Here is a 22917-nt window from a genome sequence, read left to right on the forward strand (position 1 = left end):
CCACGATGCCCGTGTGGCGTCCTGGGCGCCAGACCTAGGCTGTACCAGGATGGCCCCCACGCCACGTGTTCCATCTCGATCGAGGAGCCAAAGTTGTCTGAGCTGACTGTCATCGAAGTCTGCGCTGGTGCAGGAGGACAGGCACTGGGCCTTGAGCAGGCAGGCTTCGCGCACCGACTCGCGATTGAGCTCGACTCCTGGGCCGCTAAGACGCTGCGGTCCAACCTTGGAGCCGACGTGGTGAAGGAGGGGGACGTCGCGGACCGAACCGTCTTCAACCCCCTCGACCATGTGGGGCAGGTGGATCTTCTCGCCGGCGGCGTGCCGTGCCCTCCGTTCTCGGTGGCCGGACGCCAGCTCGGCGCGTCGGATGAACGCGATCTCTTTGCTTGGGCCGTGGAGACGGCCTCGCAGCTTGAGCCGAGAGCACTACTCCTTGAGAACGTGCGCGGACTATCCGCGCCTCGCTTTCGCGGTTACCGCCAGCATGTGCTCGACCGTCTCAAGAAGTTCGGCTACGTCGCTGAATGGCGTTTACTCCACGCGGCTGACTATGGAGTTCCTCAACTACGTCCCCGCTTCGTCTTGGTTGCGCTCCGACCTGAAGATTGGCCGTTCTTCTCTTGGCCGACACGAATCGAGAATACGACTACCGTGGGAACGTCGCTACGAGACCTCATGGCGGCTAATTCCTGGGAGCACGCTGACGAGTGGATGGAAATGGCGCGAGGTATCGCCCCGACCATCGTTGGCGGCAGTAAGAAGCACGGTGGCGCTGACTTGGGGCCAACTCGCGCCAAGGCTGCTTGGCGTTTGCTCGGGGTGGACGCCTTAGGAGTGGCGGACGATGCGCCCCAACAGTCTGCGCCGCATCCAAGTGTTCGGTTGCCTCGTCTCACAGTGGGGATGGTTGCGCGTATTCAGGGCTGGGTTCGAGAGGATCAGCGCCATCAAGTTTGGCTGGAGAACTTGGCGGGCCGAAAGACTGCGCAATACCGCCAGATTGGTAATGCATTCCCGCCGCCAGTAGCCCGCGCGCTGGGCGACTCCCTTATATCGGCACTCCGGCACGAAAAGGAGCACGAAGTACTACCGACAAGCAGCGAGACGCAGGACGGGATCTACAGAGTGCTGAGCGCGTCTCGCTCGTTCCTCACTTCCGAATTGATCATGGAGCAAGCCTCCGAGCAACTCACGCTCCGCCAGTTCGAGCGGCGCATTGCCCATCTGTCCGAAGATTTTCATGTTGAGACTCGTGAGACCCCTGGTGGACCCGCCTACCGAATCTCAGGCTTCAAGGCTTTCGTCGGCCAGGATGGCCACGGACGTCATGAATACATGCGCACACATCGCAGCCGGGTGAGTTGAGTCATGTGGGCGGCACTCGAGACCATGGGCAGTACACCTTCTCTTTCGACAGCCCCGAAGGGATAAAACCAAGGAGTCCGCGCCCGCCATCGACGTCTGCTGAACAACCGAAATCGCAGAGGTCTACGTCCAATCTTTCAGGAGGTAGTCCGATTAACAGGAACATTGCAAGCGCGAAGGCCGCAGTGGAGCGGTTTGCGGGGCGCCTCGAGAAGCAGACCGAGTTCGACGAAAGTCTAGCTCTTGAGTACAACCGCCTCAAACGGGCCTTGGCTGCGAGCTTTCAAGAGATGGCGTTAGAAACCGTACCTCGAGATCAATACCCACTGAACGAGGTCAAGAGCGCGGTCATCTCCCAGATGCGGAGTCTATTTGCCGGTAGGGCCGACTCACATCTGCTCGTCATTCGGCGGTACACAACGCCGCATCCAGACCTATACGCGCTTCTTGCGGCAAAGGTGAACGAGCCGGTCCCGGCTTGGCGACTGCGCCTTCTGAGCGGCGACAAAACTCACACGGAAAGGAGAACCCGGGAACTCCGAGATCTCGGCCTCGAAATCGAAGTACTGGGAGAAGATGACGAGCCAACGTATCGGCTGGTGTCCTTGCAGCCTGACTTGATCTACGGCGCAGCGTATCAATTGCGCGAGAACGTGATTAAGTCTCGCACGTTGTCGGCGTTCGAAAAGGAGCTTCTCCGAAGGCTGGCCGAAGAGACAGCTGAACTCCCGCCTAGAAGGAGTGCCAACGATGGCGATTGAAGCCGACCGTCTGAGTGAGGACTCCACATCGCTCTTTGATGCGCCACGCCCCCTTCGGCTAGTTCCGGAGTTGCCCGATGGCCGGTCGCGTCGCTCATTTCAGACTACGTTGCAGCGGAGAGGATTGCGTAAGGAGAGCGCGGCAGCGGTCGCGCGGGCGGTTGTGCGCCCCGAAGTAGCACAGGCGAACCTCTCCAGTCCTACGTCATACCGTGTCCCGGGTGCGGAGCTGCTGGTCATCAGGGTTGAGGTCTATACGAACAGGGTCATCACGGATGCCACCAACCCGCGTATCCTCAACCACATCTTGTTTCCCGCTGCAGTTGCCCCCGGTAATCAGCGTGCGCTCTTCGAGCCGCTCGAGCCCCCCATCTCCCGGGAGAACGATTTTAGCATCGTCGTGAAGAGTCTTGAGCAACTGATCTGGCAACTTGATACAACAGTGCAAGCAACAATAAAGCAGAATGTTCCGCGCCCTCCCCTGATCGAGCAGGGCATCATGGAGCCGCCGCTGGCTGTGCCTGCTTCGATCGAACAAGCGGATGGCAAGGTACTGGCTGGGACTGTGCTGATTCGCGAAGGCAGTACGCGGGTAAGTCACGCCCAACATATCCTCGGGTTGACTTCCCGTGATGTTCTCGTTCGCTATTCCGAAGAGCAAGAGCAGGCCTCCCTGATTGCCGAGCTAAACACCATAGCGCAGTCGTCGGCATCCAGCATCTCGTTGAATGACGCCGGGCGAGTTCGAGTTGTGACCATGCCGGTGGACTTGGTTATTGGCGTACAGCCGGATGCAGGAGCTTCCACGACTCTCGGGGAGGCGGTTGCTGCGAAGGTCGCCCAGGACCATCTGAACCACAAGAAGCAGTGGGACGAATCGGCCAAGGATGTCCATCTCGGCGAATCTTGCCTGATCGCTTTGCGCGACGAATCGCTTCTTAGTGACGAGATGTACCACTGGTTGACTGGGCGGATGGCCGCGGGCACCAAGGTTGACGGACAAGCCGTTCATGAGGACGACCGTTGGACGGAACTTATCTGGTTGTTCACTACACGGAAGCGCCCCCAGTCCACCGTCATCAAGCGTCCGATCGCAACGGTGCTCGAACGCGAAGAAGGACGACGGTCGGTACGGAATAGAACCGACAAGGTGCCCCTCGCAGTGGCGCTCGCGATGCGATCCAGGCGCGGGGCGATCACCGAATCGGCGGTGGAGCGCGAGAGCCGGGTGCTTGAGGGAGCCGTCTTCAGCGCGGTCTTCGAGGTGACCTGGGTTCCGACGTCGACTTCGCTCGATGATCTCGCTGCGCGAGCGATCGATGCCGCCGGAAGCCGTAGTCCAAGCGCCGCCGGTGTGGAGTTGGCAGTCCGCGCGATGTGGTATCTAGCGAGGCATGGGCAATTATCTATGCCGCGAAACGACCTAGGACCTGGGGGGGACCGTAGGACGCCTGGTGAGCTTGTCACGGGCATGCTTGCCTCGAAGCAGGGGATTCAGCAGTTGCTGCGAACCATTCAGGATGGCAGGGCTGGCGAGAAGGCCGGCTACGTCGTCGATGAAGCTGGTCGCGTGGACATCAGTGGGATTGGGTCGCCGGTTGCACTGAGGGACGACCTCATCCGAACACAGCTGGTCCCAAGGTCGGGTCCGCCGGCTCCTCTGGCTCGCAACCCACGTGAAGAGTTCATGGACTCGATCGCAGCATTAACCCGCCAACTTCACTCAGTGGTCGCTGCGGATGATCACCTCCGTGGAATAGATGATGGCCACAGCAGACCTATGCACGAAGTTGAGGGCATCCCGTCAGCCCAAGCTGCTGACCTGTTGGAGTTGATTGACAACCTTAGGACTCATGTCGCTCAGTACGAGATCAACTGGCGCGTGGCAGAGGCGATACGTTCTCAAGGTGGGACCGGGCCACAAGAAGCATCGCCATGAACTACGACGCGATTGCTCTGTATGCGGGCAAGTACCTGCAGCAAGCCACTCCGATAGCTGTGGAGGTCGGGCGCGGCGAAACGATACCCGACTCCCCGGTGGGCGTGTATGTAGCCGTAGGTCTTGACGGCACGGTTCTTTACGTTGGCTCGGTTTACCGACCCCTTAATGATCGGGGGGTGCAAACCCGCGTCAACGAACATCTTAAGCGTCAGGATAGGTTTGAAACTTGGGACAAGGTCTTCGTCGTCACGCTTCGCCCGGACACTCCATTGGAAGCGGTCCGTCGGATCGAGGGTAGAATTGGGGCCCACTTGGCGCCAAGCGGTTCGAAGGCGCTACCTAGGTTGAAGTCTACCAAACGCCGTGACGTAGGCTAACGAGTTGGACGGCGAGCCGTCAGGTGCCCGCCCATGAGGTCGCCTGGCCCTCCACCGAGCAGCTCTAGCGGTAGGCCCCAATCGGCCCCGCGAGAAAGGCGCCAAGAGACGTGTCCATGGGCGGCCCATCGGGCCGGAGGGACACTGCTGCAATGACCTTCGCGACAGAGACGACCTGGGCGAGTCGTACAGCAGTGGGTACAGCAATCGCAACAATCAGTGCTAACCCTCGGCGGATCGAGATCCTGTCTAAGCAGCCACGACGCTCGTATCAACCCTTCCGGCCGCGACTTCGCAAGCAATGGCTTCAGGGTTAGAGTCCTCTCGCCTTCACCCAGGGTCGGGCGTCCGTCCCGCTCCGTTCCACCATCGTTCCGCCTCGGAGGTGCCGGCATGAGCGATCGGTCCCGCAGCCGGCTCGGCCGGGTGCTCTGCGCCTTCGGTCTGCACCGCCACGTGCGGCGCGTGCAGCCCGGGACCTCGGGCAACGGCACGTACTTCGAGTGCGTCCGCTGCGGTCACGACGCGACCCCGGGCCGCCCGGAGAACACGTGGGGCATGGTCCCCGACGACCGCTGAGGCGATTCGCAGGGTCGGAGTCACGCGCAGCCGGTCTCCGTCGCGGGTCCGACTGACAGGCGAACGACCTCACCCTCGACGGTGCGCAGCTCGGCTCGGCCGGACACCGGACCCATCGCCACCACGACGTCGATCGGGTAGCCGAGGCGGAGGCAGTCGTCGAGCGGCGTCGGCGCCCCCGTTCGGTGGATTCGCAGCACCACCGTCTCGCCCGGTCGGAGCGGTGTGTCGAGCACGGCGTGCGCCTCGAGCACGTCCGCGGGCGCGACGTGGGGGTCCGGTTCGACGCCGAGCCGTCCGGCCACGGGGGTCACCTTCGGGCCGTCGCCGACAGCGGCCCAGTAGACGACCGGTGTGCTGCCGGACCTGCCCGGGCCCCCGACGGCGTCCTCCACCGCGCGCAGCGTCACCGGCACCCGGGACGTGTTCGTCAGCTGCGTGACGAACGTGCAGCCCGTGCCAGGCGCCAGCCGCGCCGCGGTCGGCAGGCGTGCCGGGTCGTCGAAGCCGTCCGGCTCCTCGCTGGGCCCGCCGCGACCGCCCACCTCGCAGTCCCACCACGGCTGCGTGCCGGTCACCCTGCCGGCGACGGCGGGCGGCACGACGAGGGCCGCCGCGGTCCCGGCCACGACCAGACCGGTCAGCACGGCGAGCGCCAGCCCGTTCCGCAGGCGCCGCCGGGCGCCCTCGTCACGGCTCTCGCGCGGAGGGCGCGCGTAGGACGGGCCCTCCGGCCACCGCTGCAGCGAGCTCATCCGACCTCCGTGGACCTGTCGGGCGGAGCCTGCCAGCCCCCGCAACGCACGTCCACGGTGTCGGGACGGGCGGGACGGCGCACGCGTACGGTCACGCCGTGGACGCCCTCGAGCACGCCCGGCACGACCTGGCGGCCGGGCGTCCGTGGCTCGCCCGCGACCGGCTGCTCGGGACGCTCGGAACGCGCCACGGCGACCGGGACGCGCTGCTGCTCCTCGGCGAGGTCCACCTGGCCATGAACGACCTGCCGGCGGCCGGGGCGGCGTGGCTCCTCACGGACCGCGACGACGCGGCGGCGACGACGGCGGCCGACGCCTTCCGCGAGCGGTACCGGAAGCCGGCGGCGAGGGCCGAGCGGCTGCCGATGCACCGACCGCTCACCGAGTACCCGCCGGACGCGGTGGCCCGCGTCAGGGCCCTACGCGCCGAGCTCACCGCCGAGGGATGGACGTGGCACCCGCCCGCCCGGGCGCAGCCTCCGGGCCGAGCCCGCGAACGTCGACACCGCGACTCGTTCCCGGAGGTCGACGCCCCGCCCCGCGGCTGGCCGCGACGGCTCCGCGACATCGGGCTCGGCGCGCTGCTCGTCTACCTGGTCGTCGGGTTCCTCGCCGTCTGGGTCATCGGCTTCGTCACCGCGCTGCGCTGGATCTGGGGCTGACCCGTCACGCCGGGCCCGACGTCGACGTGACCGACACCCGGTTCAGGACGCCGGAACGGCTGTCGTCCGCCGGGAGGCCCGCGCGGCCACGGCCGCCCACGCGACCAGGGCGGCGCACGCCACGAGGGGTAGCAGTGCCATGACGGGGTAGCCCACGTGCAGACCGGCCAGCGTCACGGCTTCCGTCCGACACCCGTCACCCGTCAGAACCCCGTCGCGGCACACCGACGACCACGTGACCGGGTACAGCACCAACAGGACCGCGCTCGCGCCGGCCAGGGGCAGCAGCACGCAGCGTCCGGCCAGCTGGACCGGGGAGGGTCGGGGGGCCGGACCCAGGGCGACGCGGGCGGCCGTCGCCAGGAGGACGGCGGCGGAGACGGCCACGGCCGCTGCTCCGAGGCCGTCCGGCAGGGGAACACCGATCAGCGAGGTGAAGCCGCCGGCCTCGCACGTGTCGCCGCAGGAGAGCCAGAACGTCACCGGCCACAGCGCGACGAGGGCCACTGCGGCGACCACGGGCGCCGCCACCGCCCTCACCACCCGCACGGCCGCCATCATCCCCGCGGGACGGGCGTCGCGAGCCAGGATCCAGTGGCGGAGCGCCTCAGCGCACGCTGACGTGCACGTGGTCGTAGTGGTTGGCCGTGGCGCCGCCGCGGTCCTCCATCCACTCCCACGCACCCTTGGAGCTGCCGGCCATCCAGATCTGCTGCTCGTAGATCACGTAGGTGACACCGAGCTCGCCGGCGTGGGCCTGCACGAAGCGCGCGATCTCCCAGCCGGGCTGCCCGGACACCATGATGTCGACGGCGCGGCCCGACCCGTGGTCGCCGCTGTCGCCCGGGCGCAGCCCGCCGAAGGACGACACGGAACCGCCGTACGCCGCGCACACGGCCCGGTACACCGCGCGGGCGTTGCTCGTCAGGCTCGACTCGATCCCGGGGTTCTTCGAGCACGAGGCGCCGGAGACGGCCGGGTCGTCGGCCTCCTCGGCCTCCTCCGCCTGGGCGGCGGGCTCCGGCTCGGGCTCCGGCTCGGGCTTCGCGTCCGCGAGGTAGGAGCCGTTGACCCAGCCCGCACGCTCGTCGAGCACGACCTGCAGCCAGCCGTCCGCGCTCTCGCCGGTCACACCGACGGACTCCGCGCCGGCGAGGGAGCCGATGCGCTCGCTGCCGGCGGACGGGCTGGAGCGCACGTTGACGGCCTGCGTCGCCCACATCTCGTCGACGACCTCGGGCACCGGCGTCGGCGTGGGCGTCGGGGTGGCGGTGGGGGACGGCGACGCGCTCGGGGTGGCGCTCGGCTCGGCCGACGGCTCGGGTGACGGCGACGGCGAGGCGCTCAGGGTGGAGCGGGCGTCGCTGCGGCTGGCCTGCGCGTCCTCCCGCGCCCGCAGCGCGGACAGCTCGACCGCGTCGGCGCGGTCGGCCTCGGCGGCCTGCGTGGGCACGGTCGGCACGTCGGGCTCGACGGGCTGGCTGGGCATGGCGGCGACCAGGAGCGGTCCGCCGAGCATCGTCCCGGCCACCACGACGCCCAGCAGGGGCTGGACGAGCGGTCGCCGGACGGGCGCGTTGCGGTGACGGCCTCGGGCCACGAGCGTTCTCCGGAGGGGGTTTCGGGAGCGGAGGACGGGCCATCGTAACCATTTCTTGACCTTCCGAGTGCCGGGCGACGTCGGCACGGCTCCTCGGGGGCCCTCCTGCAGGCCTCAGACGGGCCGGTCGGGCGGCCCTGCCGCGGTCCCCAGGCGCCCGTCCGCGCGGGCGCCGTCGACCGACGACGTGAAGGGGAGGACCGCCTCGGCGAGCGGGGCCACGACGGGCTTGCCGAGGGCGTGGCCCATGCCACGGATGCTGACGGACCGCAGCCGGTCGGGGTGGTCGAGCAGCAGCAGCTGGGCGAGGGTCCCGCCGAGCGACATGCCGACGACGTGGGCGCGGTCCACGTCGCACGCGTCGAGCACGGCCACCGCGTCCTCGGCGAGGTCCGCGACGGCGTAGGGCCGCTCGTCGAGGGGCGTCGCGCGGCCGGTGTCGCCGGCTCACAGCCCCGACCGGTGGCCGTCCACCAGGTTTCAGCGGCCTCAGCGGCCTCAGCGGCCTCAGCGGCCTCAGCGGCCTCAGCGGGTCGTGGTCCTCGCCTCGGTCGCGGAGCGCGAGGCGGGCAGCCGCGGCGGTGCGCCCGCGCGGTCGGTCTGGTCGCCGACCCACGCCACGATCTGCAGCCCCCGGCCGAGCCCGACCACGACGAGCGCGGCGAGCAGCGACCCGAGGACGACGAGCACGAACAGCGGGACGGAGAACCGGTCCCCAGCCGCCGCGACGAAGAGACCCACGACGACACCCACGAGCAGGACGAGCCAGCCCACCGTCGCGAGGAGGGTCCCGAGTCGGGCGGCTCGGGAGAAGTCGGGCGTCGGCACGCGCTGCCCGGCCGTCGGCGTCGTCGGCACGGGACCACCGTACGCACGCCGGACCTGTCGTGGCCGGATGTCCTCGCAGGTCACACGGCGTGGCGCGGTGGGTCGGAGGGTGTGGTGCACGGCGGTGCACAGCCCCGTACCGGCCCTGTACCGACCGTGACGACGACGGCCCCCTCCCGTGAGCGGGAGGGGGCCGTCGTGGACGCGGGTCGGGTCAGGACCGCTCGTCGTCGTCCTTCGCGCCGTCGTCGGTCACCGTGTGCTCGCCGGGGGCGATCTCGGCGATGTCCGTCTCGGGACGCTGCTCCTCGTCGTCCGCGTCGTCGTCGCCCTCGCTGCCGCCACCGGTCGTGGGCGAGGCGGGGGCGGACGCCGGGGCGGGGCTGCCGTTCGGAGACGTCGTGCTCGAGGCGTCGCCGTCGGCGGCGGAGCCCGTGGGCGGGATCGGCGCGGGCGGGTAGGTCGGGTAGGGCTGCGCCCACGGGTCGCTCGCGTCGTCCTGCCGACGCAGCAGCACGGCCGCGACGGCCGCGAGCGCACCGAGGACGCCCAGCACCCACCACACCTTGCGCCCACGGCGCTTGGCCGGCTTCACGACGGCCTTGCCGCGCAGCACGTCGACGGCACCCGAGCCGCGCTCGCCGGCCGTCGCCTTCGCGGCGGCGGCCGCGGCGGCCGCCGCACCGACGCCCTCGACGACCTTCGGCAGCCACTCGTCGACGACCTTGTCCCGCGCGGAGTCCACGGCGGGGGCGATGCGGTCGGCGGCGGCCTCCACCTTGGGAGCCGCGTACGAGGCGGTCGCGTCCGCGGCGTGGCGCAGGCGGGGCTCCGCCCAGTCCTTGGCGCTGTGCAGGCGCGGCTCCGCCCAGTCCTTCGCGGTGGTGAGCCGAGGCTCGGCCCAGTCCTTCGCGCTGCTCAGGCGGGGCTCGGCCCAGTCCCTGGCGGCATCCACCCTGGGGCGCGCCGCGGCCTCGGCAGCACCGGCGACCGCGCCGACCCGCGCGGCGGCCCTGTGGGCGGCCTTGTCCGCGGTCTTCTCTGCCTTGCGGCGGGCCTTGGTGCTGCTCCTCGACACGGGTCCTCCTCGCGGTTCTGGTGCCGGTCGTGTGGTGCCGGTCCCCACACCGGGGCGGTCGCCCCGGGCGTGCGTCCGCCCATCCTGCCGCTACCGGGCGACGGACGCACCCAGTCACGTCGGTACCCGGTCGCCGCCGCGCCTACTCCTGCCGGCAGCCACCGGCGACGCACCCAGTCGGTGCCGCCTGAGAGACTGTGCCCATGCTTGCGACGCAGACCGCGACCATCTCCACGTCCAAGGGCGACATCCGCGTGGAGCTGTACGGCAACCACGCGCCGAAGACCGTCGCCAACTTCACCGGCCTCGCCTCGGGCGAGAAGCAGTGGGAGGACCCGAAGACCGGCCAGAAGCGCAACGACCCGTTCTTCGACGGGCTCGCCTTCCACCGCGTCATCGACGGGTTCATGGTGCAGGGCGGCTGCCCGCTCGGTACCGGCACCGGCGGCCCCGGCTACACCTTCGACGACGAGATCAACCCCGAGCTGACGTTCCAGGAGCCGTACCTGCTCGCCATGGCCAACGCCGGCAAGCGGATGGGCAAGGGCACGAACGGCTCGCAGTTCTTCATCACCGTCGTGCCGACCCCGCACCTGCAGGGCAAGCACACGATCTTCGGCAAGGTGGCCGACGCGGAGTCGCGCGCTGTCGTCGACGCCATCGCCACGAGCGCCACCGACATGCGCGACCGCCCGGTCGAGGACATCACCATCACCGGTGTCCAGCTCTCCTGACGCACCCGGGACGGCCGGGTCCGACGACGGACCCGGCCGCTCCGACCCGCGCGACGGTCCCGCGCAGGCGCCACCCGTCTGTCCGCGCCACCCCGACCGGGTCGCCTACGTGCGCTGCCAGCGCTGCGAGCGCCCGGCGTGCCCGGACTGCCAGCGCCCCGCGGCCGTGGGCGTGCACTGCGTCGACTGCGTCCGCTCGAACCCTGCCGTCCGCGCCCGTTCCGTCGCCGGCGCCGCCCTGGGTGACGGGCGTCCTCGCCTCACGCAGGGCCTCCTCGTCGGGCTCGTGCTCGTCTACCTCGGCCAGCTGACCGTGCCGGGGCTCACCTCCGCGCTCGGGTTCAGCCCCGTGCTGTCGCAGGCCGAGCCGTGGCGGTTCCTCACCGTCGGCCTCGTGCACTCCCCGGGCTGGCCGTTCCACCTGCTCCTCAACGGCTTCGCGCTGTGGGTCGTGGGCCGCGAGCTCGAGCCACTGCTCGGCCGGCTGCGGCTGGCCGCGGTGCTGCTCGTGTCGACCGTCGCCTCGGCGGTCGCGGTGCTGTGGCTGACACCGGTCGCCTCCGGCGGCTGGGTCGGCCTGACGGTCGGCGCGTCCGGCGCCGTCTTCGGCCTGCTCGGCACCGGTGTCGTGCTCGACGCGCGGCGCGGCGCGCGGGTCGGACGCCAGGTGGGTGTGCTCGCGGCGCTCGCCCTCGCGGGCTTCCTGCTGCCCGGCATCTCGTGGCAGGGCCACGTGGGCGGGCTCGTCGGCGGGCTCGCCTCCGCGGCCGTCCTCCTGCTCGCGCCCCGGTCCCGCCGCGGCACCTGGCAGGTGCTCGGCCTCGTCGCCGTCGTCGTGCTGCTCGTGCTCGCGGTGCTGCTCCGCTGGGCGACCGTGCCCGCCGGCTTCCTCCTCTGAGGGCCCTCGGGACCGTCCGTGGCGCCGTGGCGCCCCCCGCGGCTGTCGGACCCCTCGGGCACCCTCAAGGTGCCGCTGGTTCGTGCCGAGGTGTCCCGGGTACTCCCGTACCAGGTCGTGGGAGCGATCTCGGGCGCCCGCGGGGCTGTGACTGGGTTCTCCACACTGTGGAGGACGGCTGGGGACAACTTCCACCGATGTAGTTCGGCTGCTCATCCCCCGCTTCGTCTGGTCGTGCGTCCAATTGCGGCCGTCCGGCGTTCTCCACACTGTGGACAAGGCCTGGGGAAAACCGCTGACGGTCGTGACAAGGGCCTCTGCCGGGACGGCGGGACGGCCGTCGGCGGTGGGTGCCGACGGGCCGCCGCGCGCGACGACGCCGCGGACGGACGGCGTCGTCCGGGCGTCGGCGGTGGCGCGCGGCGACGGTCAGGCGCGGCGACGGTCAGGCGCGTCGGCGGTCGGGCACGCCGGAGGTCGGGGGCGCGCACCGTCGGGCCGGGGAGCCCCGCCTGCCGGGCTGCGAGGCGGGGCGGGGCTAGGCGGGGCGAGCGGGGCGAGGTGCGGGTGGCGCGCGGCCTCAGCGCCAGCGCGTCGTCATGAGGAAGCCGGCCATCGCGATGGCGAAGCCGATGCCGAGGTTCCACAGGTTGATGCCGGGGATCGGGTAGGCCTGCTGCGTCACGTAGAACACGACGATCCACACGAGCCCGACGACCATGAGCACGACCATGAGCGGCGCCCACCACTGCGGGCTCCGCGTGGGGGCCTTCGAGCGGGCGGCGGGCTCGGCCGCCGGCTTCTTGCGCGGCGGGGTGGACTCCGGCACGGACGGTCTCCTCGGGTGGACGGCCCGGGACGTCCCCGGGTCCTCGCTGGCAGGTACGGGGGCCAGGGTACGGCGAGCGGCCACGGCATCCGTCGAGGCAGGTGACAATGGGGACGATGCACCCGCCCACGCCACCGCCCGACGACGCGCCGGACGCGCCGGACGCCCCGGACGCGCCCGTCGCGCGGCCGGGCGTGCTGCGCCGGCTGCGCAGCGGCCCGGGCCTCGGGGTCGCGGCGACCCTCGGCGCCGCGGGGATGCTCTTCGTCGCCGGCGGTACGACCGCGCAGGGCACCGACCTGCGCAACGACAGCGCCGACCTCGCCTCGCTCGTCGCGGGCGAGCGCCGGCAGAACGAGCGGACCACGACGCTCGTGGAGTCCCTGCGCGAGGAGGTCACGCGGCTGGAGGCCGCCACCGGCGAGACCGACCCCGGGCTCGAGGAGGCGTTGGCGTCGATGACGCAGGCCGCGGGTATCGAGCCCGTCACCGGCCCGGCCGTGCAGGTGGTCCTCGACGACGCGGACCCCACGACCAACCGGGCGCAGCGCGCGGAGTCGCCGGACGACCTCGTCGTGCACCAGCAGGACGTCCAGGCCGTCGTCAACGCGCTGTGGCTCGGCGGTGCGGAGGCGATGATGCTCATGGACCAGCGCGTCATCTCCACCAGCGCCGTGCGCTGCGTCGGCAACACGCTGAGCCTGCAGGGCCAGCCGTACTCCCCGCCGTACGTCGTGACGGCCGTCGGCGACACCGAGGCGATGCTCGCCGCGCTGGAGCAGTCCGCGGGCGTCGGCACCTACCGGACCTATGTCGAGGCCTTCGGCCTGGGCTACGAGGTGAGCGAGCTGGCCGACGCCGACCTGCCCGCCTACACCGGTCCTCTCGAGCTGCGCTATGCGCAGGTCGTCGGGTGAGCGTCGAGGTGGCCGAAGCGGTGGACGTCCGGTGAGCCTCGCGCGCGGCGCCGTGCGCGTCAGCGGCGAGCTGCTCATGACGACCGGGGTTCTGCTCCTGCTCTTCCTCGCCTGGCAGCTGTGGTGGACCGACGTGGAGGCCGACCGGGCGCAGGCCCGCACGACCGCGGCGTTGGAGCGGCAGTGGCAGGCGGCCGCGGCGGAGCCGGCGGAGCCCGAGGGCACGGCGCCCGCGGAGGCGCCCGCGCCGCCGGCGGAGCCGGTGCTCGCCTCGCTGCCGACCGAGGCGGTCGCGCTGCTGCGGGTGCCGGCCTTCGGCGAGGACTACGTGCGCCCCGTCGTCGCGGGCACCGGCGAGCTCGAGCTGCAGCAGGGCGTCGGGCACTACGACGGCACCGCCGACCCCGGCGAGGTCGGCAACTTCGCCGTCGCGGGGCACCGCACCACCTACGGTGCGCCGTTCAACCCGATCGCCGAGCTCCGGCCCGGCGACCCCGTCGTCGTGGAGACCGCGACGGAGTTCCACGTGTACCGGGTCGAGCGCTCGGAGATCGTGCTGCCGACCGACGTGGAGGTCATCGCGCCCGTCCCGGACCGCCCGGGCGAGGAGCCGACGGAGGCCTGGCTCACCATGACGTCCTGCCACCCGATGTACAGCGCACGCGAGCGCTACGTCGTCCACGCGCTGCTGGAGTCGACGACCGCGCGCGCCGACGGGCCGCCCGCCGTGCTCGCCGGGGCGGGCGCCTGATGTACGGGGCGCTGTTCCGTGCGCTGCCCGGCCCGACGGCGCTGCGGGTCGTGCAGCTGCTCGTGCTCGTGCTCGCGGTCGTCGCGGTCTGCTTCCTGTGGCTGTTCCCGGCCGTGGCACCGTACGTGCCGTTCAACGACCAGACCGTCGACGCAGGAGAGGCACCGGCCCCGTGACCGCGACACCCCCCACCGACGGCCCGCGCGTGCTCGTCGTCGACAGCTACGACTCGTTCGTGTTCACCCTCGTCGGCTACCTCCGTCAGCTCGGCGCGCAGGTCGACGTCGTCCGCAACGACGAGGTGGGACCCGAGCACGCCGACTCCTACGACGGCGTCCTGCTGTCGCCCGGCCCGGGCACGCCGTCGGGGGCGGGGATCCTCGTCGCGACGGTGCGCCGCGCCGCCGAGCGCGGCCAGCCGCTGCTCGGGGTGTGCCTGGGCCACCAGGCGCTCGCGGAGGCGTTCGGCGCGACCGTCACGCACGCCCCGGAGCTGCTGCACGGCAAGACGAGCCCGGTCGTCCACGACGGCGCCGGCGTGCTGGCCGCGCTGCCGTCGCCGTTCACCGCGACGCGCTACCACTCCCTCGCGGTCGTCGACGGCACCGTCCCCGACGAGCTCCGGGTCACCGGACGCACGCCGGGCGGGGTCGTGATGGCCCTGCAGCACGTCGACCTGCCCCTGCACGGCGTGCAGTTCCACCCGGAGTCCGTGCTCACCGAGGGCGGGCACCTCCTGCTGGCGAACTGGCTCGCGGAGATCGGCGACACCGACGCACCCGCGCGCGCGGCGGGCCTCAGCCCGCTCGTGCGCCGCTGAGGGACCGCCCGCCGGGAGCGCCCGAGCGGCGCCGCGCGGCCGCCCGGGGCCCTAGCCGTCCTCGGCCGTGGGCTCCCCGGACGGCTCCGGCTCGGGCTCCGGCTCGGGCTCCTCGGTTGTCGGCTCGGGCTCGGGGTCGGGCTCCTCGTCCGCCGACGTGACGGTCTCGGTGACGGTCGTCGGCGTGGGCGGCGGCGGCACGGCGACGCCGATGACGACCTCGGTGCCGATGTCGAGGCGGCGGCCCGCCGTGCTCCCCTGGTCGACGACGGTGCCGGGGTCCTCGGGGCTCTCGACGGACTCCGTCGACACGGCGAAGCCGGCGTCCTGCAGCGCCTGGATCGCCTGCGTCTGCTCCGTGCCGATGACGTCGGGCACGGTGTTCTGGCCGCTCGCGAGCACGAGCGTGACGTCGGAGCCCTCGGTGACGACGGCCCCCTCCTCCGGGTCGGTGCGCAGCACCACGCCGCGCTCGGTGTCGGGGGAGTCCTCCTCCGAGGTGCCGGCGAACACGAGCCCGGCCGCCACGAGCGCGTCGCGCGCCTCGGCCTGCTCCAGCCCCGCGACGTCCGGCACCTCCACGTCGCCCGGTCCGCTGGCCACGGTGAGCACGACCGGGGTGTCGACCCCCACCGTCTCGAGCGTGTCGGAGGGCGCCGGGTCCTGGGCGGTCACCTCGCCCGCCTCCACCTCGGAGTTGTCCTCCGGCACGGTCGAGACGTCGGTGAAGCCGAGCTCCTCGAGCTCGTCGACCGCGACGTCCTGCTGGAGGCCGACCACGTCGGGCATGCGGACCTGCTCGACGGTCGGCTCGTCGTCGCCGCCGGCGAACAGCCAGAACAGGACGCCGATCAGACCGAGCGCGAGCAGGACGAGGAGCACGTACAGCCACACGCGCCGCTTCGGCTCCTCGTCATCGGCGAGGTCGTCGGCGTACGGGTCCCGCGGGCCGGTCGGCCAGCCCGGGTCGGTCTCGGTGACGGTCCGCTGCAGGCGCTGCGTGGCGGCCGCACCCGCGGCGGCGGGCATGAGCGCGGTCGCGGCCCCGGCGACGCCCGCGGGGGGCGGTGCGGCCACGGGCAGCCCCGTCGCCACCCGGTCGAGGTCGGCTATGAAGTCGCCGGCGTCCTGGTAGCGCTCGTCGCGGCCCTTCGCGAGCGCGTGGAGCACGACGTTGTCGAGGTCGCCCGGCACCTCGGGGTTGAGGCTGCTCGGCGGCTGCGGGGTCTCGCCCACGTGCTGGTAGGCGAGCGCGAGGGCGTTCTCGCCGACGAAGGGCGGCCGGCCGGTCAGCAGCTCGTACAGCAGGCAGCCGGCGGAGTAGATGTCGGAGCGCTCGTCGACGGTCTCCCCGCGCGCCTGCTCCGGCGACAGGTACTGCGCGGTGCCGAGCACGGCGTTCGTGCCCGTCATCGTCGCCGACGTGTCGGCCATCGCCCGCGCGATGCCGAAGTCCATGACCTTGACCTCGCCGGCGTCGGTCACCATGACGTTGCCCGGCTTGATGTCGCGGTGGATGATCCCCGAGCGGTGGCTGTACTGCAGCGCGTCGAGCACGCCCGCGCTGATCCGCATCGCGTCCTCGACGTCCAGCGGCGAGGACTCCTGCAGGATCTGCTTCACCGTCCGGCCGTGCACCTGCTCCATGACGATGAACGGCTGCGGGGCGGGGTTGCCGTAGGGGTCGGTCGCGGTGTCCTCGCCCGTGTCGTACACCGACACGATCGACGGGTGGTTGAGCGAGGCCGAGGACTGCGCCTCGCGCTTGAAGCGGGCCTGGAACGACGGGTCGCGCGCGAGGTCGGTGCGCAGCAGCTTGACGGCGACGGACCGGCCGAGCCGGGAGTCGCGGGCGGCCCAGACCTCGGCCATGCCGCCGCGGCCGATCTGCTCGGTGAGCTCGTAGCGGCCGCCCACCAGCCGGGCGCCGCCGGGCGTCGTCTGATCCGTCATCGTCCGTCCTCGTGGTCCGCCAGAAGGGTCGAGCGTGTCACATCGGGGCCGCCGGCCCGTGCCGCGACGGCGTCGGTGTCGCCCGCGTCGCCGCCGCGACCGAGCAGGCCGAGGGCCTGCAGGAGCGCGACGAGCAGCAGCAGCGCGACGAGCGCGAGCAGCGCGACGAGCGGCGGGCGCAGCGCGCGCCGGCGCCTCCGCGGGGCGCGCGGCACGACGCGGTGGGCGACGGGAGGGTAGCCGGCCCCGGTGCCGCGGCCGGCGGGCCGACCGACCCCGACGGGCCCGGGGCGCTCCCCGCCTGCCCCCCGGCCGGGCGCGGTCCCGCGGGCGGGGGCGGTGCCGTCCTGCACGGCGACGGGCACGGTGGGGCGCAGCGGCGCCCGACCGGCCGGGGCCGTCGCCGGCACCTGCGCGGCGGCCCGCTCCTCGCGCGCGTCCGGCACGCCCGCGGGCTCGGCCCACGACCCCTCGCCCGGGGCGTCGAGCCCCTCGCCGCGCCCCAGGGCGCGCAGCCGTTCGGCGAGCGCGGCGACGTCGGGCCGCTCCGCCGGGTCCTTGGCGAGGCAGCGCAGCACCGTCGCGCGCATCCCGGCCGGGACGGCGCGCGGGCCGTCGTCCGGCAGGGGCGGCACCGGGTCGTGCACGTGCGCGCGGGCGACCTCCGCCGGGTTCGCCGCGGTGAACGGCGGGTCGCCCGTCAGCAGCTCGTAGGCGACGACCCCGAGGGAGTAGACGTCGGAGCGGGTGGTCGCGCGCCGGCCGCGCGCCTGCTCCGGCGACAGGTACTCCGCCGTCCCCATCACCAGGCCCGTGCGCGTGACCGGGACCGCGTCGGCGGCGCGGGCGATGCCGAAGTCGGTGACGCTCACGTGCCCGTCGCACTCCACGAGGTTGGCGGGCTTGACGTCGCGGTGCACGAGGCCGATGCGGTGGGCGGCCGCGAGCGCGTCGGCGACCTGCGCGAGCAGGCCGGCGACCTCGGTGGCCGGCAGCGGGCCGCGCTCGGCGAGCAGGTCGCCGAGGGTCCGCCCCTCGAGCAGGTCCATGACGAGGTAGGCCACCGACCCCTCCGGCGTCGGTGCCTCGTCCTCGCCGTAGTCGTGCACCGCCGCCACGTGCGGGTGCCGCACCGAGGCGGCGTGGCGCGCCTCCCCACGGAAGCGCTCGAGGAACACCGCGTCGTCGGCGAGCTCCGGGCGCAGCACCTTGACCGCGACGTCGCGGTCGAGGGTGTCGTCGTGGGCGCGCCACACCTCGCCCATCGCCCCGACCGCGACCTGGTCGAGCAGGCGGTAGCGGCCGGCGAGCACGAGCCCCGGCCCGGGCACGCTCACGGTGCGAGCACCGCCTCCATGACCGCGCGGGCGATCGGGGCGGCCACGCGGCCGCCGCTGGTCTCGCTGCCGAGGTCGCCGCCGTTCTCCACGACGACGGCCACGGCGACCTGCGGGTCGTCGGCGGGGGCGAAGGACGTGAACCACGCGTGCGGGTCGGTGTCGTTGCCGGTCTGCGCCGTGCCGGTCTTGCCCGCGACCACGACGCCGGCGATCTGCGCGCTCGTGCCGGTCCCGGCCTCGACGACCTGCACCATCATGTCCGTGAGCTGCTGGGCGGTCTCGGGGGAGACGGCGGCGCCGATCGCCTCGGGCTGCGGCTCGTCGACGACCTGCAGGTCCGGACCGCGCACGGTCCGCACGAGCTGCGGGCGCATGACGACGCCGTCGTTGGCGATGCCGGCGCTCACCATCGCGACGTGCAGGGGGCTCACCCGCACGTCGAACTGCCCGATCGCGGCCTGCGCGCTCTGGGGGGCGTTCAGGTCGCCCGGCACGACGGCGGGCGTCGCGGTGAGCGGGATCTCGAGCTGCTCGAGGATGCCGAAGGCCGCGGCCTGGTCCCGGATGGCCCCGGCGCCGAGGTCGATGCCGATCTGGCCGAAGGCGGGGTTGCACGAGGTGCGCAGCGCGTCGGCGAGCGTCGTGAGGTCGTCCGGGCCGCACGGCACGCGGCCGTAGTTCGGCAGCGTCGTGGTCGTCTGCGGCAGGTCGAGCTCGGCGGGTCCGGGCAGCTGGGTCTCCGGGGTGTACTGCCCGCTCTCCAGGGCCGCCGACGCCGTGACGATCTTGAACACCGAGCCGGGCGGGTACAGCCGGCCCGCGATCGCGCGGTTCTCCAGCGGCCGCGACTCGGCCTCGTTGAGCTCCTGCCACGCCTGCCGCACGTCGCCGAGGTCGTGCGAGGACAGCCGGTCCGGGTCGTAGGACGGGCTGCTCACCATGGCGAGCACGCGCCCGGTCGCGGGCTCGAGCGCGACGACGGCGCCGCGCTGCTCGCCGAGCGCCTCGGCGGCGACCTGCTGGACCTCCGGGTCGAGCGTGAGCTGCACGGAGCCGCCCGAGGGGTCCTGTCCGGTGAGCACCTGCCCGATGCGGCTGTAGAACAACGAGTCGGCGGTGCCGGCGAGCACGTCGTTGTACGCGCGCTCCATGGCGCTCGTGCCGTAGACGATCGAGTAGTAGCCGGTCGTGTGCGCGTACAGCGGGCCCTGCGGGTACTGCCGCAGGTAGCGGTAGGCGCCGTCGACCTCGACGCTCTCCGCCACCGGCTGCCCCGCGACCACGATGGGACCGCGCTCGCGACCGAACTCGCGGTACACCTCGCGGACGTTGCCCTGGCCGGCGGAGACCCCCGCGGCGTCGACGAACTGCACCCACGAGGTCGACAGGAGCAGGCTGCCGAGGAGCAGGGCGACGACGACGGCGAGCCGGCGCAGCGGGCCGTTCACGGCAGCCTCACCACCTGCGTGGGGTTCTCGTCCTGCGGCGAGGCGGGGGCGAGGGCGGCGCCCGGACGGGCCGGCGGCAGGTCGGGACGGCGCGCGAGGTCTGACACGCGCAGCAGCAGGGCGACGACGATCCACGAGCCGAGCAGCGACGAGCCGCCGTAGGCGAGGAACGGCATCGTGAGGCCGGTGAGGGGGATCACCCCGGTGACGCCGCCCGCCACGACGAAGACCTGCAGCGCGATGGAGAACGCGAGACCGGCGGCGAGCAGCTTGCCGAAGCCGTCACGGACGCCGATCGCCGTACGCAGGCCGCGCTGCACGAGGATCCCGTACAGCACGAGGATCGCGAACAGCCCGGCGAGGCCGAGCTCCTCGCCCAGCGCGGCGAAGATGAAGTCGCTCTCGGCGAAGGGGACGATGTCGGGGCTGCCACGGCCGAGGCCGGTGCCGAGCAGGCCGCCGTCGGCCATGCCGTACAGCCCCTGCACGACCTGGTACGACCCGCCGGGCGCGTCGATGAGCTCGGGGTCGAACGGGTCGAGCCACACGCGGACGCGGTTCTGCACGTGGCCGAACAGCTGGTAGGCGACCGCGCACCCGGCGACGAACAGCCCGAGGCCGATGACGATCCACGAGACCCGCTCGGTGGCGACGTAGAGCATCGCGACGAAGATCCCGAAGAACAGCAGCGAGGTCCCGAGGTCGCGCTCGAAGACGAGGACCCCGACGCTCGCGAGCCACGCGACGAGGATCGGGCCGAGGTCGCGGGCCCGCGGCAGCCGCAGCCCGAGCACCTTCGGCCCGACCAGCGACAGCGTGTCCCGGGCGACGACGAGGTAGCCGGCGAAGAAGACGATGATGGCGATCTTGCCGAGCTCGGCGGGCTGGAACGTCGTGACGCCGAGGTCGATCCAGATCCGCGCGCCGTTGACCTGGCGCCCGAGGCCGGGCACGAGCGGCAGCAGGAGCAGCACGAGGCCGACGACCATCGCGGTGTACGTGCGCGCGCGCAGCCTGCGGTGGTCGCGGAGCACGACGAGCACGATCCCTGCGACCACGATGCTGATCGCGGCGGCCCCGAGCTGGCGCACCGCGAGCGACGTGCCGTCGGCCAGGTCGAGCCGGTGGATCATGACGAGCCCGAGGCCGTTGACGAGCAGCGCGATCGGCACGATGACGGGGTCGGCGTAGGGGGCGGCGAAGCGGACGACGAGGTGCAGCGCGACCCCGAGCCCGAGCAGGCCCCCGCCGATGGCGAGCAGGCGGACCGGCAGCGTGCCGTCGACCCCGAGCCCGACGAGGGCGTACGCGGCGCACGACACGACGACGGCCGCGACGATGAGCAGCAGCTCGAAGCCGCGCCGGGTGCCGGGGGAGAACGCGGTGACGATCGTCGTCATCGGCCGCTCCCCGGGGCCGAGGCCCCGCCCGTCGGCTCGGGGGCCGCCGTCGCCGCCGTCGTGCCCGTGCCTGTCGTGCCTGTCGTGCCCGTGCCCGTCGCGCTCGTGGACTGCGGCGCCGGGAGCCGCAGGCCCTCGGCGCGGGAGCGGGCGTCGTCGAGGCCGGAGGCGGTGATGCCCTCGCTCACGGGCCCGCGCTGGTACACGGGCAGCTGCTCGAGGGGGATGTCGGTGACCTCCACGACGCTGGACAGCCGCAGCGGCCCGAGGTCCTGCGGCAGCCCGCGGTACACCGCGACCACCTCGGTGCCGTCCTGGGCCTGGGCGACCCCGACGAAGTACTGCTGCTGCGACCACGTCCACGCCGCCCACACCGAGCCGGCGAGCCCGGCGACGAGCACGGCGACGACCGCCCAGAACACCCAGCGGCGCCCGAGCGGGGTGTCGTCGTCGTCCTCGTCGTCGGCGTCGGCCTGCCGGGTGAGCGAGGCCGCGCGCTGCGCCGGGGAGTCCGCCGCGGCGGCCGCGGCAGGACCGCCGCGGGTGCGGGCGGCGGCCGCCCCGACGACCTGCGGCGCGGTGGACGGCGGGTCGTCGAGGTCGACGACGTCGGCGACGACGACGGTGATGTTGTCCTGGCCGCCGCCGCGCAGTGCGAGGCGCACGAGGTTCTCCGCCGTCTGGGCGGGCGGGTCGCCGGCGGCGAGGGTGTCGTGGAGCGTGTCGTGGGACACGAAGCCGGACAGCCCGTCGGAGCACAGCAGCCAGCGGTCGCCGGGCCTGCCCTCGCGCACGGACAGGTCGGGCTCGTCGCCGTGCTCGCCGGTGAGCACGCGCATGACGACGTTGCGCTGCGGGTGGTTCTCGGCCTCCTCGGCCGTGATGCGGCCCGCGTCGACGAGGCTCTGCACGTACGTGTGGTCGGCCGTGACCTGCACGAGCTCGCCCTGGCGGAGCAGGTAGGCCCGGGAGTCGCCGATGTGGGCGAGGATCAGCCGGCTGCCCGCCCGCAGCAGGGCCGTGACGGTCGTGCCCATGCCCGCGAGGTCAGGGTCCTCGCGCACCCGGTCCTGCAGGGCCACGTTCGTGCGGCGCAGCACCTGCGCGAGGCGGGTCTGCCCCTCGCTGCTGCTGAGGGCCTCCCCGTCGAGCGCGGCGAGCTGGCCGACGGCGAGGGACGACGCGACGTCGCCGCCCGCGTGCCCGCCCATGCCGTCGGCGACGACGAGCAGGTGCGGCCCGGCGTAGCCGGAGTCCTGGTTGTTGACGTAGCGACCGAGGCCGATGTCGCTGCGCGCGGCGTAGCGGAGGGCGATGGACACTAGGCCCTCAGCTCCAGCACGGTGCGGCCGATGCGGATCGGCACCCGCACCTGCAGCGGGACCGTGCCCTGCACCTGCTCCTTGCGCACGTAGGTGCCGTTGGTCGAGCCGAGGTCCTCCAGCACCCACTGCCCGTCGGCGCGGGAGATGCGCGCGTGACGGCCCGAGGCGTACTCGTCGTCCACGACGAGGGTGCAGTCCGCGGCGCGCCCGATGGTGATCGCGCTCGTGCCGAGGGTGATGGTCGTGCCGCGCAGCGACCCCTCGGTGACGACGAGCTGGCGCGGCAGGGCCGGCTGCCGGGGCGCGGCCGGCTGCTGCGGGGCGGCCTGCTGGGGCTGCGCCGGCTGCCCGGAGGGCACGGGCTGGGCCGGCTGGTTCTGGCCGCGGGCGCCGCGGGCCGGCGCCTCGCGCGCCTGCCGCGGCTGCCGCACCGCGACGCGCGTGCCGTAGAGGTCGCCGCGCAGCACGCCGACCACCCCGAGGACGAACAGCCAGAGCAGGACCAGCAGGCCGAGCTGGAGCACGGTGAGGGTGAGCTCGCTCATGCGCCGG

23 protein-coding genes and 1 pseudogene are annotated in these 22917 nt (G+C 72.4%); 11 read left to right on the forward strand and 13 right to left on the reverse strand.

What is annotated here, in order from left to right:
- The first annotated feature begins 93 nt into the window (after positions 1 to 93).
- The 4 genes from WAA21_RS04110 to WAA21_RS04125 all read left to right on the forward strand — a co-directional run bounded on the left by WAA21_RS04110 (position 94) and on the right by WAA21_RS04125 (position 5027).
- Complete coding sequence (locus tag WAA21_RS04110) at positions 94 to 1368, forward strand: DNA cytosine methyltransferase (RefSeq protein WP_336921488.1); 1275 nt, start codon at positions 94 to 96, stop codon at positions 1366 to 1368.
- Positions 1369 to 1553: 185 nt separating this feature from the next.
- A complete protein-coding gene (locus WAA21_RS04115) occupies positions 1554 to 2129 on the forward strand; it encodes a hypothetical protein (RefSeq protein WP_336921489.1) in 576 nt (191 codons plus the stop codon).
- Positions 2130 to 2253: 124 nt separating this feature from the next.
- Positions 2254 to 4068: a hypothetical protein gene (locus tag WAA21_RS04120; protein ID WP_336921490.1), complete on the forward strand. Its 1815-nt coding sequence runs from the start codon at positions 2254 to 2256 to the stop codon at positions 4066 to 4068.
- A 773-nt stretch (positions 4069 to 4841) separates the two neighbouring features.
- Positions 4842 to 5027 carry a hypothetical protein gene (locus tag WAA21_RS04125; protein WP_336921491.1) on the forward strand — a complete coding sequence of 62 codons (186 nt, stop codon included), beginning with the start codon at positions 4842 to 4844 and terminating at the stop codon, positions 5025 to 5027.
- Positions 5028 to 5047: 20 nt separating this feature from the next.
- On the opposite strand, the gene WAA21_RS04130 is transcribed toward WAA21_RS04125, so the two are convergent.
- Positions 5048 to 5782 (reverse strand): hypothetical protein, encoded by a 735-nt coding sequence (locus WAA21_RS04130; RefSeq protein WP_336921492.1) that lies wholly within the window; start codon positions 5780 to 5782, stop codon positions 5048 to 5050.
- A 98-nt stretch (positions 5783 to 5880) separates the two neighbouring features.
- On the opposite strand from WAA21_RS04130, the gene WAA21_RS04135 reads away from it, so the two are divergent.
- Positions 5881 to 6444, forward strand: a complete 564-nt coding sequence (locus WAA21_RS04135; protein ID WP_336921493.1) for a DUF6584 family protein — start codon at positions 5881 to 5883, stop codon at positions 6442 to 6444.
- Positions 6445 to 6486: 42 nt separating this feature from the next.
- Here WAA21_RS04135 and WAA21_RS04140 read toward each other — a convergent pair whose 3' ends face one another.
- From WAA21_RS04140 to WAA21_RS04160, 5 genes and pseudogenes are all read right to left on the reverse strand, one after another.
- On the reverse strand, positions 6487 to 6993 hold the full coding sequence (locus tag WAA21_RS04140; RefSeq protein WP_336921494.1) for a hypothetical protein: 507 nt from the start codon (positions 6991 to 6993) through the stop codon (positions 6487 to 6489).
- A 58-nt stretch (positions 6994 to 7051) separates the two neighbouring features.
- A complete protein-coding gene (locus WAA21_RS04145; protein WP_336921495.1) occupies positions 7052 to 8044 on the reverse strand; it encodes an SH3 domain-containing protein in 993 nt (330 codons plus the stop codon).
- A 114-nt stretch (positions 8045 to 8158) separates the two neighbouring features.
- Positions 8159 to 8449 (reverse strand): annotated as a pseudogene (locus WAA21_RS04150) (alpha/beta fold hydrolase); the annotation flags it as partial.
- Between the two features lie 120 nt (positions 8450 to 8569).
- Positions 8570 to 8902 carry a hypothetical protein gene (locus tag WAA21_RS04155; RefSeq protein ID WP_336921496.1) on the reverse strand — a complete coding sequence of 111 codons (333 nt, stop codon included), beginning with the start codon at positions 8900 to 8902 and terminating at the stop codon, positions 8570 to 8572.
- 184 nt (positions 8903 to 9086) lie between these two features.
- Positions 9087 to 9950 (reverse strand): hypothetical protein, encoded by an 864-nt coding sequence (locus tag WAA21_RS04160; protein WP_336921497.1) that lies wholly within the window; start codon positions 9948 to 9950, stop codon positions 9087 to 9089.
- A 203-nt stretch (positions 9951 to 10153) separates the two neighbouring features.
- Here WAA21_RS04160 and WAA21_RS04165 point away from each other — a divergent pair, with 203 nt between their 5' ends.
- Positions 10154 to 10684 (forward strand): peptidylprolyl isomerase, encoded by a 531-nt coding sequence (locus tag WAA21_RS04165; RefSeq protein WP_336921498.1) that lies wholly within the window; start codon positions 10154 to 10156, stop codon positions 10682 to 10684.
- Positions 10668 to 11582 (forward strand): rhomboid family intramembrane serine protease, encoded by a 915-nt coding sequence (locus WAA21_RS04170; RefSeq protein ID WP_336921499.1) that lies wholly within the window; start codon positions 10668 to 10670, stop codon positions 11580 to 11582. The genes WAA21_RS04165 and WAA21_RS04170 overlap by 17 nt, the downstream gene beginning before the upstream one ends.
- 580 nt (positions 11583 to 12162) lie before the next feature.
- On the opposite strand, the gene WAA21_RS04175 is transcribed toward WAA21_RS04170, so the two are convergent.
- Complete coding sequence (locus tag WAA21_RS04175; RefSeq protein ID WP_336921500.1) at positions 12163 to 12411, reverse strand: cell division protein CrgA; 249 nt, start codon at positions 12409 to 12411, stop codon at positions 12163 to 12165.
- A 116-nt stretch (positions 12412 to 12527) separates the two neighbouring features.
- On the opposite strand from WAA21_RS04175, the gene WAA21_RS04180 reads away from it, so the two are divergent.
- Genes WAA21_RS04180 through WAA21_RS04195 form a run of 4 tightly spaced genes read left to right on the forward strand, consistent with a single transcriptional unit; the run spans position 12528 to position 14899 of the window.
- Entirely contained in the window at positions 12528 to 13328 is an 801-nt protein-coding gene (locus WAA21_RS04180) for a DUF881 domain-containing protein (protein ID WP_336921501.1), read from the forward strand.
- A gap of 31 nt (positions 13329 to 13359) precedes the next feature.
- Positions 13360 to 14079: a class E sortase gene (locus WAA21_RS04185; RefSeq protein ID WP_336921502.1), complete on the forward strand. Its 720-nt coding sequence runs from the start codon at positions 13360 to 13362 to the stop codon at positions 14077 to 14079.
- Positions 14079 to 14255 (forward strand): hypothetical protein, encoded by a 177-nt coding sequence (locus WAA21_RS04190; protein WP_336921503.1) that lies wholly within the window; start codon positions 14079 to 14081, stop codon positions 14253 to 14255. Before WAA21_RS04185 ends, WAA21_RS04190 begins: the two co-directional genes overlap by 1 nt.
- Positions 14252 to 14899: an aminodeoxychorismate/anthranilate synthase component II gene (locus tag WAA21_RS04195; RefSeq protein ID WP_336921504.1), complete on the forward strand. Its 648-nt coding sequence runs from the start codon at positions 14252 to 14254 to the stop codon at positions 14897 to 14899. Before WAA21_RS04190 ends, WAA21_RS04195 begins: the two co-directional genes overlap by 4 nt.
- A 51-nt stretch (positions 14900 to 14950) precedes the next feature.
- On the opposite strand, the gene pknB is transcribed toward WAA21_RS04195, so the two are convergent.
- Genes pknB through WAA21_RS04225 form a run of 6 tightly spaced genes read right to left on the reverse strand, consistent with a single transcriptional unit; the run spans position 14951 to position 22910 of the window.
- Positions 14951 to 16852 carry a Stk1 family PASTA domain-containing Ser/Thr kinase gene (gene pknB / locus WAA21_RS04200; RefSeq protein ID WP_336921505.1) on the reverse strand — a complete coding sequence of 634 codons (1902 nt, stop codon included), beginning with the start codon at positions 16850 to 16852 and terminating at the stop codon, positions 14951 to 14953.
- Entirely contained in the window at positions 16849 to 18189 is a 1341-nt protein-coding gene (locus tag WAA21_RS04205) for a serine/threonine-protein kinase (RefSeq protein WP_336921506.1), read from the reverse strand. Before WAA21_RS04205 ends, pknB begins: the two co-directional genes overlap by 4 nt.
- Positions 18186 to 19640 (reverse strand): peptidoglycan D,D-transpeptidase FtsI family protein, encoded by a 1455-nt coding sequence (locus tag WAA21_RS04210; RefSeq protein ID WP_336921507.1) that lies wholly within the window; start codon positions 19638 to 19640, stop codon positions 18186 to 18188. The genes WAA21_RS04205 and WAA21_RS04210 overlap by 4 nt, the downstream gene beginning before the upstream one ends.
- Positions 19637 to 21040 carry an FtsW/RodA/SpoVE family cell cycle protein gene (locus WAA21_RS04215; protein WP_336921508.1) on the reverse strand — a complete coding sequence of 468 codons (1404 nt, stop codon included), beginning with the start codon at positions 21038 to 21040 and terminating at the stop codon, positions 19637 to 19639. Before WAA21_RS04215 ends, WAA21_RS04210 begins: the two co-directional genes overlap by 4 nt.
- Complete coding sequence (locus tag WAA21_RS04220) at positions 21037 to 22362, reverse strand: PP2C family protein-serine/threonine phosphatase (protein ID WP_336921509.1); 1326 nt, start codon at positions 22360 to 22362, stop codon at positions 21037 to 21039. Before WAA21_RS04220 ends, WAA21_RS04215 begins: the two co-directional genes overlap by 4 nt.
- Positions 22362 to 22910, reverse strand: a complete 549-nt coding sequence (locus tag WAA21_RS04225; RefSeq protein WP_336921510.1) for an FHA domain-containing protein FhaB/FipA — start codon at positions 22908 to 22910, stop codon at positions 22362 to 22364. Before WAA21_RS04225 ends, WAA21_RS04220 begins: the two co-directional genes overlap by 1 nt.
- Between the last annotated feature and the right edge of the window lie 7 nt (positions 22911 to 22917).

The organism is Aquipuribacter sp. SD81, from assembly GCF_037153975.1.
GTDB lineage: Bacteria > Actinomycetota > Actinomycetes > Actinomycetales > JBBAYJ01 > Aquipuribacter.